This window comes from Streptomyces sp. NPDC101219, from assembly GCF_044767675.1.
Taxonomy (GTDB): domain Bacteria; phylum Actinomycetota; class Actinomycetes; order Streptomycetales; family Streptomycetaceae; genus Streptomyces.
The window spans coordinates 506,335-519,718 of record NZ_JBIWOK010000003.1; the positions used below are offsets into that span (position 1 = coordinate 506,335).

At 72.4% G+C, this 13,384-nt stretch carries 14 protein-coding genes and 1 pseudogene; 9 read left to right on the forward strand and 6 right to left on the reverse strand.

Translation table 11 applies throughout. From position 1 onward, the window contains the following. The first annotated feature begins 94 nt into the window (after positions 1–94). From ACIRPP_RS08460 to ACIRPP_RS08475, 4 genes are all read left to right on the forward strand, one after another. Positions 95–1,234 (forward strand): 5-(carboxyamino)imidazole ribonucleotide synthase, encoded by a 1,140-nt coding sequence (locus ACIRPP_RS08460; protein ID WP_403639076.1) that lies wholly within the window; start codon positions 95–97, stop codon positions 1,232–1,234. Further along, positions 1,231–1,761 (forward strand): 5-(carboxyamino)imidazole ribonucleotide mutase, encoded by a 531-nt coding sequence (gene purE / locus ACIRPP_RS08465; protein WP_403639077.1) that lies wholly within the window; start codon positions 1,231–1,233, stop codon positions 1,759–1,761. The genes ACIRPP_RS08460 and purE overlap by 4 nt, the downstream gene beginning before the upstream one ends. 14 nt (positions 1,762–1,775) lie before the next feature. After that, complete coding sequence (locus tag ACIRPP_RS08470; RefSeq protein ID WP_403639079.1) at positions 1,776–2,954, forward strand: dipeptidase; 1,179 nt, start codon at positions 1,776–1,778, stop codon at positions 2,952–2,954. 182 nt (positions 2,955–3,136) lie between these two features. Further along, positions 3,137–4,282 carry a dipeptidase gene (locus ACIRPP_RS08475; protein WP_403639081.1) on the forward strand — a complete coding sequence of 382 codons (1,146 nt, stop codon included), beginning with the start codon at positions 3,137–3,139 and terminating at the stop codon, positions 4,280–4,282. 24 nt (positions 4,283–4,306) lie between these two features. Here the strand turns inward: ACIRPP_RS08475 and ACIRPP_RS08480 are convergent, their stop codons facing one another. Both ACIRPP_RS08480 and ACIRPP_RS08485 read right to left on the reverse strand, forming a co-directional pair. After that, positions 4,307–4,699, reverse strand: a complete 393-nt coding sequence (locus ACIRPP_RS08480) for a VOC family protein (protein WP_164351252.1) — start codon at positions 4,697–4,699, stop codon at positions 4,307–4,309. A gap of 14 nt (positions 4,700–4,713) precedes the next feature. After that, entirely contained in the window at positions 4,714–5,073 is a 360-nt protein-coding gene (locus ACIRPP_RS08485) for a VOC family protein (protein ID WP_403639083.1), read from the reverse strand. 109 nt (positions 5,074–5,182) lie between these two features. Between ACIRPP_RS08485 and ACIRPP_RS08490 the strand changes: the two genes are divergently transcribed. Then, positions 5,183–5,692, forward strand: coding sequence for a CGNR zinc finger domain-containing protein (locus tag ACIRPP_RS08490; RefSeq protein WP_403639085.1), 510 nt, complete (start codon positions 5,183–5,185; stop codon positions 5,690–5,692). Positions 5,693–5,953: 261 nt separating this feature from the next. Here ACIRPP_RS08490 and ACIRPP_RS08495 read toward each other — a convergent pair whose 3' ends face one another. Next, positions 5,954–7,297: a UDP-glucose dehydrogenase family protein gene (locus tag ACIRPP_RS08495; protein WP_403639087.1), complete on the reverse strand. Its 1,344-nt coding sequence runs from the start codon at positions 7,295–7,297 to the stop codon at positions 5,954–5,956. A 188-nt stretch (positions 7,298–7,485) separates the two neighbouring features. Here ACIRPP_RS08495 and ACIRPP_RS08500 point away from each other — a divergent pair, with 188 nt between their 5' ends. Further along, positions 7,486–8,643 carry an acyl-CoA dehydrogenase gene (locus ACIRPP_RS08500; RefSeq protein WP_403639089.1) on the forward strand — a complete coding sequence of 386 codons (1,158 nt, stop codon included), beginning with the start codon at positions 7,486–7,488 and terminating at the stop codon, positions 8,641–8,643. A gap of 77 nt (positions 8,644–8,720) precedes the next feature. On the opposite strand, the gene ACIRPP_RS08505 is transcribed toward ACIRPP_RS08500, so the two are convergent. Further along, positions 8,721–9,365 carry a dihydrofolate reductase family protein gene (locus tag ACIRPP_RS08505; protein WP_403639189.1) on the reverse strand — a complete coding sequence of 215 codons (645 nt, stop codon included), beginning with the start codon at positions 9,363–9,365 and terminating at the stop codon, positions 8,721–8,723. A gap of 75 nt (positions 9,366–9,440) precedes the next feature. After that, positions 9,441–10,604 (reverse strand): phosphatidylserine/phosphatidylglycerophosphate/cardiolipin synthase family protein, encoded by a 1,164-nt coding sequence (locus tag ACIRPP_RS08510; protein WP_403639091.1) that lies wholly within the window; start codon positions 10,602–10,604, stop codon positions 9,441–9,443. Positions 10,605–10,845: 241 nt separating this feature from the next. Between ACIRPP_RS08510 and ACIRPP_RS08515 the strand changes: the two genes are divergently transcribed. Then, a complete protein-coding gene (locus ACIRPP_RS08515; protein WP_403639093.1) occupies positions 10,846–11,211 on the forward strand; it encodes a four-helix bundle copper-binding protein in 366 nt (121 codons plus the stop codon). A 68-nt stretch (positions 11,212–11,279) separates the two neighbouring features. Here ACIRPP_RS08515 and ACIRPP_RS08520 read toward each other — a convergent pair whose 3' ends face one another. Continuing rightward, a complete protein-coding gene (locus ACIRPP_RS08520) occupies positions 11,280–12,566 on the reverse strand; it encodes an LCP family protein (RefSeq protein WP_403639095.1) in 1,287 nt (428 codons plus the stop codon). 117 nt (positions 12,567–12,683) lie between these two features. Between ACIRPP_RS08520 and ACIRPP_RS08525 the strand changes: the two genes are divergently transcribed. Both ACIRPP_RS08525 and ACIRPP_RS08530 read left to right on the forward strand, forming a co-directional pair. Next, the gene (locus ACIRPP_RS08525; protein WP_403639097.1) at positions 12,684–13,241 is read left to right on the forward strand and encodes an acyl-CoA thioesterase; all 558 of its coding nucleotides are present in this window, start codon (positions 12,684–12,686) and stop codon (positions 13,239–13,241) included. Between the two features lie 48 nt (positions 13,242–13,289). After that, positions 13,290–13,384: pseudogene (locus ACIRPP_RS08530) on the forward strand (acyl-CoA thioesterase); the annotation flags it as partial.

Below are 13,384 nucleotides of genomic sequence, written 5' to 3' on the forward strand. Positions count from 1 at the left end.
GGGCGAGGGGCCCCGCCGGGCGTGACGTGCGGCGGACCGGGCGGGCGGGACCCGGCGGAACCGGCCACCGGGCCGCGGCGGATACTCTGGGGAGGTGACATTCCCGGTAGTCGGCATGATCGGCGGGGGTCAGCTCGCTCGTATGACACACGAGGCGGGCATCCCGCTCGGCATCAGGTTCAAGCTCCTCAGCGACACTCCGCAGGATTCCGCGGCGCAGGTCGTCGGTGACGTCGTCGTGGGCGACTACCGCGACCTGGACACGCTGCGCGCGTTCGCGCGCGGCTGCGACGTGATCACCTTCGATCACGAGCACGTCCCCACGGAGCACCTCCGGGCCCTGGAGGCCGACGGCATCCCCGTCCGCCCCGGCCCCGACGCGCTGGTGCACGCCCAGGACAAGGGCGTCATGCGCGCCAAGCTCGACGCGATCGGCGTGCCCTGCCCGCGGCACCGCATCGTCGCCGACCCGCGGGACGTGGCCGCGTTCGCCGCGGAGGGCGAGGGTTTCCCCGTCGTGCTGAAGACCGTCCGCGGCGGCTACGACGGCAAGGGCGTGTGGGTCGTCGGCTCCGAGGCCGAGGCCGCCGAACCGTTCAAGGCCGGCGTCCCCGTGCTCGCCGAGGAGAAGGTCGACTTCGTGCGCGAGCTGGCCGCCAACGTGGTGCGCTCCCCGCACGGCCAGGCCGTCGCCTACCCGGTCGTCGAGTCCCGGCAGGTGGACGGAGTCTGCGACACGGTGATCGCGCCCGCTCCCGGCCTCGACGAGGAGCTCGCGCTGCGCGCCGAGGAGATGGCGCTGAACATCGCCAAGGAGCTGGACGTCGTCGGCCACCTCGCGGTCGAGCTGTTCCAGACCCGCGACGGCCGCGTCCTCGTCAACGAACTGGCGATGCGCCCCCACAACTCGGGCCACTGGTCCATGGACGGCGCGATCACCTCGCAGTTCGCCAACCACGTGCGCGCCGTCCTCGACCTGCCGCTCGGCGACCCGCGCCCGCGCGCCCCGTGGACGGTCATGGTCAACGTCCTGGGCGGCGACTACCCGGACATGTACTCCGCGTACCTGCACTGCATGGCCCGCGACCCGCGGTTGAAGATCCACATGTACGGCAAGGACGTGAAGCCCGGCCGCAAGGTCGGTCACGTCAACACCTACGGCGACGACCTCGACGACGTGCTGGAGCGCGCCCGTCACGCAGCCGGATACCTGAGAGGGACGATCACCGAATGAGCCCGAGCCCGGTCGTAGGCATCGTCATGGGGTCGGACTCCGACTGGCCCGTCATGGAGGCCGCCGCCAAGGCCCTCGACGAGTTCGAGATCGCCTACGAGGTCGACGTCGTCTCCGCGCACCGCATGCCCCGCGAGATGATCGCCTACGGCGAGCAGGCCGCGGACCGCGGGCTGAAGGCGGTCATCGCCGGTGCGGGCGGCGCCGCCCACCTGCCCGGCATGCTCGCCTCGGTCACCCCGCTGCCCGTGATCGGCGTGCCCGTGCCGTTGAAGCACCTCGACGGCATGGACTCCCTGCTGTCCATCGTGCAGATGCCGGCCGGCGTCCCGGTCGCCACCGTCTCCGTGGCCGGCGCGCGCAACGCGGGCCTGCTCGCGGTCCGCATGCTCGCCGCCCACGACGAGGAACTCCTCGGCCGCATGCGGGAGTTCCAGCAGGAGCTGAACGACCAGGCGACCGAGAAGGGCAAGCGTCTGCGGGCCAGGGCCGAGGGCTCCGGCGCCGGCTTCGGCTTCGGCAAGTGAGCGGGGTGGGTGCCATGACGTCCCTCGACGACGCCCGCGCGCTGCTGGCCGAGTTCCCCGTGGTCGACGGACACAACGACCTACCGTGGGCGCTGCGCGAGCAGGTCCGCTACGACCTCGACGCCCGCGACATCGCCGGTGACCAGTCCGCCCATCTGCACACCGACATCCCCCGGCTGCGGGCGGGCGGCGTCGGCGCGCAGTTCTGGTCGGTGTACGTCCGCGCGGACCAGCCGGACCCCGTGCCCGCCACGCTCGAACAGATCGACTGCGTACGGCAGTTGCTGGACCGTCACCCCAAGGACCTGGCGCCCGCGCTGACCGCCGCCGACATGGAGGCGGCCCGGGCCGACGGCCGCATCGCCTCCCTGATGGGCGCGGAGGGCGGGCACTCGATCGCCAACTCCCTGGGCACCCTGCGGGGGTTGTACGACCTCGGCGTGCGCTACCTGACGCTCACCCACAACTACAACGTGGACTGGGCCGACTCGGCGACCGACGAGCCCCGGGCGGGCGGCCTGACCGCGTTCGGCCGCGAGGTCGTACGGGAGATGAACCGGCTCGGCATGCTGGTCGACCTCTCCCACGTCGCCGCCACGACGATGCGGGATGCGCTGGACGCCACCTCCGCGCCGGTGATCTTCTCGCACTCCTCCGCCCGCGCGGTCTGCGACCACCCGCGCAACATCCCGGACGACGTCCTGGAGCGGCTGCCCGCCAACGGCGGCGTCGCGATGGTGACGTTCGTGCCGAAGTTCGTGCTCCAGGCCGCCGTCGACTGGACGGCCGCGGCCGACGAGAACATGCGGGCCCACGGCTTCCACCACCTCGACACCACCCCCGAGGCGATGAAGGTGCACCGCGCCTTCGAGGAGCGCCACCCCCGCCCGGTCGCCACCACGGCCACGGTGGCGGACCACCTGGACCACATGCGCGAGGTCGCCGGCGTCGACCACCTGGGCATCGGCGGCGACTACGACGGCACCGCCTTCACCCCCGACGGTCTGGACGACGTCTCCGGCTATCCCAACCTCCTCGCGGAACTGCTGGACCGCGGCTGGTCCCGCGCCGACCTGGCCAAGCTGACCTGGCAGAACGCGGTACGGGTGCTGGGCGCGGCGGAGGACGTGGCCCGCGGCCTGCGCACCACCCGCGCCCCGTCGAACGCCACGCTCGCGTCCCTCGACGGCTGACGGTCCCCGGGCACCTCCACGGGGGCGCGGCGCACGGCGCCGGGCCCCCGGCCCGTACCTCGAACGCCCCGCCCACCAGGCACTCTCCCGGGGCGGCGTGCCACGGTGACCGTGTTGCGCGCACACGGACACGCGGTCGGCCACGGCGATCGCACACCGAGGTCACGAGTACGGAGCCCGTTATGGCCGATCTCCAGGACGAGCTGCACCCCGCCACCGAGGTCGGCCGTCCCGGCGAGCCGGCCGAGTCCGTCCTCGACGAGGTGGTCGTCGTCCCCCCGGATCCCGGCCTTCCCCTGTCCGCGCCGGACGACAGCCCGCTGTCCCGGGCCCGCGCCCTCCTCGCCGTCCATCCGGTCGCCGACGGCTACAGCGGACTGCCGTGGGTGCTGCGCGACCTCCCCTGGTACGACCTCGACCTCGGGTACCGGGCCGTCGAGGCGGACCTGCCGCGGCTGCGCGACGGCCGGGTCGGCGCGGTGTTCTGGTCGCTGCGGCTGCCCGACGACGGCGACGACGGGCGCGCGGTGGTCGCCGCCCTGGACCAGCTGGACCTGGCCCGGTCGGTGGTCGCCGCGCACGACGAGGGGCTCCTGCCGGCCCGCACCGCCGGGGAGATCGCCGACGCCCGCAACCGCGGCCGGATCGCCGTGCTGTTCGGGCCCGTCGGCGCCCCGGCGATGGGTGACTCGCTGGGGGTGCTGCGCGCCCTGCACGGCCTCGGGCTGCGGGTGCTCTCCCTGCACGGCACCTCCTGGGCGGGTCCCGCCGGGCTGACGCGCTTCGGCGAGGAGGTGGTGCGGGAGATGAACCGGCTCGGGGTGCTGCCGGACCTCACCGACGCCTCGGCGCGGACGGTCCGCCGGGTCCTGGACGTCTCCCGGGCGCCCGTGCTCTTCAGCCGCTCCGCCGCGCGCGCCCTGCGCCCCCACCCCGCGAACCTGCCCGACGACCTGCTCGCCGAGGTGGGCGCGGCCGGCGGGCTGTGCCTGGTGCCGCTGACCGCCGAGCAGACGGGCCCGACCGTCCGGGACGTCGCCGACCATCTCGACCACGTCCGCAGGACGGCCGGGCCCGAGTGCGTCGGCCTCTCCGGCACCTACGACACCGGCGCCGCGCACCCGCAGGAGCTCCCCGACACCTCCGGCTACCCGAAGCTGGTCGCGGAGCTGCTCCGGCGCGGCTGGTCGGAGCCCGAGGTGGGCCTGCTGACCTGGGGCAACGTCCAGCGGGTGCTGCGCGGCGCGGACTTCACCGCCCGCGCGGCCCGGCACCGGCGGCCCCCGTCGAGGGCCACTCTCGCGGGCCTCGACGGGACGGGCCGCTAGCGCCGGGCCGCCCGTAGGCCGCGGCTACGGCTGCTCGACCCGGCACAGACAGAACGGGTGCCCGGCCGGGTCGGCGTACACCCGGAAGCCCTTCTTCTCGTCGTCCTCCCGGTCCAGCACCCGCGCGCCGAGCGCCAGCACCTTGCCCTCCGCCTCGTCGACCTCCGCCCAGGTGCCCCCGGCGTCGAAGTCGAGGTGGAACTGCTGCGAGTCGTGATCGGCGCTCGGCCAGTCCGGCGGGGCGTACCCCTCGGCCCGCTGGAAGGCGAGCCGCGGCCCGGCGGGGATCTGGAGCACCACCCAGTCCGCGTCCTGTTCCTCGGGGACGCCGCCCCCGACGGCCGCGTAGAAGCGGGCCAGCTCACGGGGGTCGGGGCAGTCGACGACGACGGAGCGCAGACGCGCCACGGCGGCCATGGGTCCTCCCTGGGTCAGCAGGCGCAGAGGCAGAACGGGTGCCCCGCCGGGTCCGCGTAAACCCGGAAGGTCCGCGTGCGGTCCTCGGTGTCCAGCGGGCGGGCGCCCAGCCCCAGCACCTCCTTCTCGGCGGTGTCCAGGTCCTCGACCTCCAGGTCGAGGTGGAACTGCTGCGAGTGGTCGGGCGCGGGCCACCGCGGCGGCACGTGCCCCGGGGCGCGCTGGAAGGCGAGGAGCGGGCCGCCGGGCACCTGGACCTGCACCCAGTCGCCCTCGCCGTCGGGGGTGCCGCCGACCACGTCGGCGTAGAAACCGGCCAGGGCGCGCGGGTCCGGACAGTCCAGGACGACGGCGCCCACCTTGGCAACGGACATGATTCCTCCTCGGTTGTTACCTCAAGAAGCGAGTAACCGGTAACGGTTACTGCATGCTCCCGTATTGCCGGTAACCTCGCAAGGGGAGAACGAGAGGTACCGTCCACGCATGAGTGAGAGAGCGGCCCCGCCCGGTGGGTTGGCGCTGATCCAGGCCCTGGTCAACACCGTGGATCTGGAGTCGGGCGCCGACGCCCTCGACACGGCGGACGGGCGCGCGCCCTTCGGACTGACCGGCGACGACGTCCCCGCCGCCCGGGAACTGCGCGAGTCGCTGCGCGTCGCCCTGCTCGCCCACGCCGGCCATCCGCCGCACCGCCCGGTGACCCCGCTCGGCGACCTGCTCGCCGACGCCCCGCTGGTCGTCACCGTCGACCCGGCGGACGGTTCCGCCGCGCTCGCCCCCCTCGACGCCGCCCCCCTGCTCTCCCGGGTCGCCGCCGCCGTCGCGGAAGCGGTCACCGCGGGCACCTGGGACCGCCTGAAGGCCTGCGAGGCCGTCACCTGCCACTGGGCGTACTACGACCGCAGCCCCGCCGGACGGGGCCGCTGGTGCTCGATGCAGGTGTGCGGGGCCCGCGCCAAGATGCGCCGCTACCGGGCGAAGGAGTCGCGGTAGCGGAAGCCCGACGGCCCGGACGCGGAGCGCGCGGGCACGACGAGAGCGCCCAGAGTGGTGCCGGGGGCCCGGACGCGGGGCGCGCGGGCACGACGAGAGCGCTCAGAGTGGTGCCGGGGGCCCGGACGCGGGGCGCGCGGGCACGACGAAGGGCGTCCGGAGTGGCCGTGACCACACCCGGGCGGGGCCGCGTGGTGCAGAATGCAACAGGACGCCGGTTCGGCCGACTGAGCCTCGGCCGAACCGGCGTCCTTCGTCGTCTCAGGCGGTGGGCCGCCCCATCGCGCGGTAACGCCAGCCGGCCCGCCGCCACACCTCGGCGTCGAGCGCGTTGCGCCCGTCCAGGATCAGCCGCTCCGCGGCCACCTCGCCCAGCGCCGCCGGATCCAGCTCGCGGAACTCCCGCCACTCCGTCAGGTGCAGGACCGCGTCGGCACCGTGCACCGCCTCCAGCGCCGAGTCGGCGTAGCCCAGGGTGGGGAAGACGGTCCGGGCGTTGTCCATGCCCTTGGGGTCGTACACCGTGACCTGGCCGCCCTGGAGGTGGATCTGCCCGGCGACGTTCAGCGCGGGCGAGTCCCGCACGTCGTCCGAGTCCGGCTTGAACGTCGCCCCCAGCACCGCCACCCGCTTGCCGAGGAACGGCCCGCCGCCCAGCGCCTGCCGGGTCAGCTCCACCATGCGGCCGCGCTGGCGCATGTTGATGGAGTCGATCTCCCGCAGGAACGTCAGCGCCTGGTCCGCGCCCAGCTCACCGGCGCGTGCCATGAACGCCCGGATGTCCTTCGGCAGGCAGCCGCCGCCGAAGCCGATCCCGGCCCGCAGGAACTTCGCCCCGATACGGTCGTCGTAGCCGATGGCCTCCGCCAGCTTGGCGACGTCGCCGCCGGCGGTCTCGCACACCTCCGCCATGGCGTTGATGAAGGAGATCTTCGTCGCCAGGAAGGAGTTCGCGGACGTCTTCACCAGCTCCGCGGTCGGGAAGTCGGTCACCACGAACGGCGACCCCTCCTCGACGGGGCCCGCGTACACCTCCCGCAGCAGCTTCTCGGCCCGCTCGCTGCGCACGCCCACCACGATCCGGTCCGGGTGCAGCGTGTCCCGCACCGCGAAGCCCTCGCGCAGGAACTCCGGATTCCACGCCAGCTCGGCGTCCGCGCCGGCCGGGGCGTGCTCGGCCAGGTAGGCGGCCAGCCGGTCCGCGGAGCCCACCGGCACCGTCGACTTGCCGACGACCAGGGCGGGGCCCTTCAGATGCGGGGCGAGGGACGCGATCGCGGAGTCCACGTACGACATGTCGCAGGCGTACTCGCCGTGCCGCTGCGGCGTGTTCACGCAGACGAAGTGGACGTCGCCGAACTCGCCGACCTCGGCCCAGTCCATCGTGAACCGCAGACGCCCGCTGGAACCCTCGATCCCGGCGACGTGCCGGCGCAGCAGTTCCTCCAGCCCCGGCTCGTACATCGGGACCTCGCCGCGCCGCAGCTTGTCGATCTTCTCCGGCACGACGTCGAGACCCAGCACCTCGAAGCCGAGGTCCGCCATGGCCGCCGCGTGGGTCGCGCCGAGATAACCGGTCCCGATCACGGTGATCTTGAGGGCCATGGGTGCTCCAGGGGTATACGGCACAGTGCGCGCCCGAGCATATCCGGGCCCCGCGGGAGGTCAGCGACGGGCGGCGGGGGCGCTGTCGTCAAGCTCACCTATCCACGACCACGGGCGGAGCTCTAAAATTGGTGTTACTTAACAGTAGTTAGCGCCAGTATCGCAGCGTTTTTGGAGCGTGAGAGACCTTGGCCGGATCGGCTGACTTCGACCTGTACCGCCCGTCCGAAGAGCACGACATGCTCCGCGACGCCGTCCGCTCCCTGGCCGAGGCGAAGATCTCGCCGCACGCCGCCGCGGTGGACGAGGAGGCACGCTTCCCGCAGGAGGCACTCGACGCGCTGGTCGCGAACGACCTGCACGCCGTCCACGTGCCCGAGCAGTACGGCGGTGCCGGTGCCGACGCGCTCGCCACCGTGATCGTCATCGAGGAGGTCGCCCGCGCCTGCGCCTCCTCCTCCCTCATCCCGGCCGTCAACAAGCTGGGCTCGCTGCCGGTGCTGCTCTCCGGCTCCGAGGACCTCAAGAAGCGGTACATGACCCCGCTCGCCAAGGGCGACGCGATGTTCTCGTACTGCCTCTCCGAGCCGGACGCCGGCTCCGACGCCGCCGGCATGAAGACCAAGGCGGTCCGCGACGGCGACCACTACGTCCTCAACGGCGTCAAGCGCTGGATCACCAACGCGGGCGTCTCCGAGTACTACACCGTCATGGCGGTCACCGACCCCGCCAAGCGCTCCAAGGGCATCTCCGCCTTCGTGGTGGAGAAGTCCGACGAGGGCGTCTCCTTCGGCGCGCCGGAGAAGAAGCTGGGCATCAAGGGCTCGCCCACCCGCGAGGTCTACCTGGACAACGTCCGCATCCCCGCCGACCGCATGATCGGCGAGGAGGGCACCGGCTTCGCCACGGCGATGAAGACCCTGGACCACACCCGCATCACGATCGCGGCCCAGGCCCTCGGCATCGCCCAGGGCGCCCTCGACTACGCCAAGGGCTACGTCCAGGAGCGCAAGCAGTTCGGCAAGCCGATCGCCGACTTCCAGGGCATCCAGTTCATGCTCGCCGACATGGCCATGAAGATCGAGGCCGCCCGCCAGCTCACCTACGCCGCCGCGGCCAAGTCCGAGCGCGGCGACAGCGACCTGACCTTCCAGGGCGCCGCCGCCAAGTGCTTCGCGTCCGACGTCGCCATGGAGGTCACCACGGACGCCGTCCAGCTCCTCGGCGGCTACGGCTACACCCGCGACTACCCGGTCGAGCGGATGATGCGGGATGCGAAGATCACGCAGATTTATGAAGGCACGAACCAGGTCCAGCGGATCGTGATGGCCCGCAACCTGCCGTAACCGCGGCGGAGACGGACGGATGGGGGTGCCCTGGCGACGGGCACCCCCCACTGCCGTCCGGGCCCGCGGCGGGCGCATCACCTGCGCCAGAACAGGTGGTGCGCCACACCGCTCGGGCTGGGCACGACCTCCAGGTGATACCGGTCGAGCAGGTCGTCGGGGGAGTCCCACAGCCGCAGCCCGGAGCCCAGCTCCATCGGGGAGACCGCCACGTGCAGGGTGTCGACGAGACCGGCGTCGAGGAACTGCCGCACGGTGGTGACCCCGCCGCCGAGCCGGACGTCCTTGCCGCCGGCCGCCTGACGTGCCAGCTCCAGGACCTCCTCCGGGGCGCCGTCGACGAAGTGGAACGTGGTGTCGGACAGTCTGATCGACGGCCGCGGATGGTGGGTCAGGACGAACACCGGGGTGTGGAACGGGGGCTCGTCCCCCCACCAGCCCTGCCACGTGTGGTCCTGCCAGGGCCCGCGCTGGGGCCCGAACTTGTTGCGCCCCATGATCTCCGCGCCGATGTTGTTCGCGAAATCACGGGTGAAGTAGTCGTCGATGCCCCGGGTCCCGCCGGGCTCGGTGCGGTTCGGCCAGCTCGCGGTCGCGCCGGCCCAGGCGAAGAGCCGACCGGGGTCCACATGCCCGAAGGGACGCTCCAGGCTCTGGTCCTCGCCCGCGCCGATCCCGTCGCTCGACACGTTGAAGTTCTGCACTCTCAGCAGTTGCGGCACTGTCTCTCCCACTGACCGGAAAAATTGGTGACAGGGGGAGGACTCCCCGGGGCGGGGACACTCATCGCCTCCGGCTCACAGGAAACGCCGGATCGGGGTGACCGCGGCCTCGGCCAGACGCGCGGGCAGGGGGCGGTGCCGCCAGCGGCCCGGGTCGATCGGCTCGCTCAGCTCGCGGTCGGCGTCGAAGTCGGCGTCGAGCCGCGCGGTGAAGTCCTCGTCGAGGACGGCCAGCATGACCTCCTCGTCATGCTCCAGGGAGCGCCGGTTGAAGTTGGTGGAGCCGATCAGGGAGCACACCCCGTCCACCGTGATGATCTTCGTGTGGAGCATCGTCGGCTGGTACTCCCGCACCTCCACGCCCGCCTCGGCCAGGGCCGCGTAGTGCTGCCGCCCGGCCAGCAGGCAGGCGCGCTGGTCGGTGTGCGGGCCGGGCAGCAGGATCTCCACCCGCACCCCCCGGCGGGCGGCGGCGCACAGCAGGCCGATGAAGTAGGGGTCGGGCGCGAAGTAGGCCGTCGACAGCCGGAAGCGTTCCCGCGCCGAGGTGATCACCACGCGCAGCAGCGTCTGCATGTCCTGCCAGCCGAAACTCGCCGAACCGCGCACCACCTGGACCGTCGCGGTGCCCGGCTGCTCCTGGTCGGTGAAGCGGTCGCGGTCGTCGTACAGGTCGTCGTGGCACTCGGCCCAGTTCTGGGCGAAGGCCGCGGCTATCCCGTCCACGGCGGGCCCCCTGACCCGTACGTGGGTGTCGCGCCACTCGCCCGGGCCGCGGGCGTCGCCGCACCACTCCTGGGCGATGCCGACGCCCCCGGTGAACGCGGTGTGCTCGTCGGTGACCAGCACCTTGCGGTGGCAGCGGTGGTTCTGCCGCATCGGTGACAGCCGCGTGGGCTTGCGGAACCAGGCCACCTGCACGCCCGCCCGCTCCATCGCCGCCAGCAGCTCCGGCTCGATCTCCTTGGCGCCGAAGCCGTCCAGCAGCAGCCGTACCCGCACACCCGCGCGGGCCCGTTCGGCCAGGGCGTCGGCGAACTCCCGCGCGATGTCGCCCCGCCAGTACACGAACGTCATCATGTCGACGGTGTGCTCGGCGGCGCGGACGGCCGCCAGCATCTCGGGGAAGATCCGGTCGCCGTTGCGCAACGGGACCAGTTCGTTCCCCTCGGTGGCGGCGATGCCGAGAAGCCGCTCCAGGCGTCTGCGCAGTCTCTTCCGCTCCGTGTGTGCGGTCATGGGTGCCCTCCCCTGTGCCGTGCGACGGGTCTCCCCCTGGCGTCGCGCCGGTCCGGCCGGCGCGCCTCATCTCTTCTTGCCGGTGCCGGCGCTTCCAAGCAGACGCCTCCGCTCGGCGCGTCCGCGCGCGGGCGGGCGGAACGGACAATTCCGCCGTTCCTGTGGTGGTCATGGGACGAGGGGCGTAGGACGGAGGGGCGGGGGCCGACCCCCGGCCCTCGCCGGAGTCCCGGGAGGAACCATGACGCAGCAATCCCACGCCGCCACCCCGATGAGCCAGGAGATGCAGGACTGCATCGACGCGTGCATGACCTGCCACGGCATGTGCGAACAGACCATGAGCCACTGCCTGCAGATGGGCGGCGACGCCCCCGTCGAGATCATGCGCGCGCTCATGGACTGCGCCGAGACGACCCGGCTGTGCGCCGACATGATGATGCGCCGCTCGCCGCTCGCCACCGAGATGTGCGCGATGTGCGCCACGGCCTGCGACATGTGCGCGGAGGCGTGTATGAGCATGCCGGACGACGAACAGATGATGCGCTGCGCCGAGGCGTGTCGCCGCTGCGCCGACTCCTGCCGCGCGATGGCCGGCGCCACGATGTGACACCGCCCGCCGCGACCGCCGAGGGGCACCCCGCACGCGCGGGGTGCCCCTCGGCCGTCGACGCGCCGTCAGTTGCCCTTGACGGTGACCTTCTCGTCGTTGTTCAGCTCGTTCACCAGCTGCTTGACCTTCGCCTTGTCCCAGAGCAGGTTGCCGCCCGTGGAGCCCGCGACGGGCATGTTCATCGACGTGCCGTCGCCGCCGCTGACGCCCTTCATCGCCCAGAACATGTCCGCGAGGTCGAACAGGCCCATCTCCTTGTCGACGATCAGCGAGTCCAGTCCGGCACCCATGGTCGGGTACAGCTTGAACGGGTTGAGCACCGTGCTGGGCGTGGCCACCTGGCTCGCCAGGGCGGAGAGGAACTTCTGCTGGTTCTTGGTGCGGTCCAGGTCCGAGCCCGCGAGCGCGTACCGGGTGCGGACGAAGGCGAGGGCCTGCTGCCCGTCCAGCGTCTGCTTGCCCTTCTTCAGGTCGGCGCCGGACTTGGTGTCCTTGATGTCCTGCGGGATGTCCATCTCGACGCCGCCGACCGCGTCCACGATGTTCGCGAAGCCGGCGAAGCCGATCTCGACGTAGTGGTCGATGTGCAGACCGGTGTTGAACTCCACCGTGCGCACCAGCAGTTCGGGCCCGTCCTCGGCGTAGGCGGCGTTGAGCTTCACCTGCCGGCCGGTGCCCGGGTACGTCTTGCCCGAGTCGGAGCCCTTGAACGAGGGGATCTCCACGTTGGAGTCCCGGGGCAGCGAGATCAGCGTGGGCCCGTTGTCGCCGGTGTGCAGGATCATCATCGAGTCGGTGCGCTTGCCCTCGGCGGATCCGGTGCGCAGCTTCTTCTTCTGCTCGGCGGTCAGTCCGGCCCGGCTGTCGGAGCCGACGATGAGGTAGTTGGTGCCGGCGCCCTTCTCCGGCCGCTCGATCACCTTGGACAGGTCGACCTCGCGGTTCAGCTTGGAGTCGGCCCAGAAGTACGTGCCGACCATGGTGACAATCAGCACAGTGACCACGGTGATGGCCGTCAGCTTGATGCGCCGGCGCCAGTCGGGGGCGGGGCGCTGCGGATAGCGGCCGTCACCTCCCGGGCCGCCCGGACCGCCCGGTCCGGAGGGCCGGCCGTAGACCTGGCCGGTGTTGTAGTCGCTGCCGTAACCGTCGTCGTAGCCGCCGTGACCGTGGCCGTCGACGTAGGACGGCTGCGGCGGCACGGAGCCGTAACCGCCGTGTGCCGGCGGGGCCGTCGGGCCGCGCCGGACCTGCCGCATCACGCGGGCGCCTTCGGGCTGTGCGCTCGCGCTGCCGCGGCCGTAGCGGCTGCCGCGGTGGTCGTCGGGCCGTGCGTCGGGCCAATCAGTCATGCGCAACAGTGTGCAGGTCCGGACGCCGTGCCATACAGGGTCGTCGGAAAATAAGGTCAGCGCTGTTGCGAAGCTGACACAAATTCCCCGGATGTCGCCTCCCATAAGGTGGAGGCCATGACAGACCAGGCCCCCGCCCCGCAGACGGACAGCCCGGACATCCCGGGCAAGCCCACGTCCGCGTCCCGTACGACGCTCAGCCACATCATGACCCACAACGACACCAACCTGCTGGGGACGGTGCACGGCGGCGTCATCATGAAGCTGGTCGACGACGCGGCGGGGGCGGTCGCCGGGCGGCACTCCGGAGGGCCCGCGGTCACCGCGTCGATGGACGAGATGGTGTTCCTCGAGCCGGTCCGGGTCGGCGACCTGGTCCATGTGAAGGCCCAGGTCAACTGGACCGGCCGGACCTCGATGGAGGTCGGCGTGCGGGTGCTGGCGGAACGCTGGAACGAGTCCGCCCCCGCCACCCAGGTCGGCTCGGCCTACCTGGTCTTCGCGGCCGTCGACGCCGACGGCAGGCCGCGCCGCGTGCCGCCGGTGCTGCCGGAGAGCGAGCGGGACAAGCGCCGCTACCAGGAGGCCCAGATCCGCCGCACGCACCGCCTCGCCCGCCGCCGGGCCATCATGGAGCTGCGCGAGAAGCGGGCCGCCGAGGGCTACGGGGACTGAGCCGGGGCCCACTCCGGGCCGTGGTCCCGCGGTCAGGTGCAGCGCTGCCAGGAGGCCCAGATCCGCCGCACGCACCGCCTCGCCCGCCGCCGGGCCATCATGGAGCTGCGCGAGAAGCGGGCCGCCGAGGGCTACGGGGACTG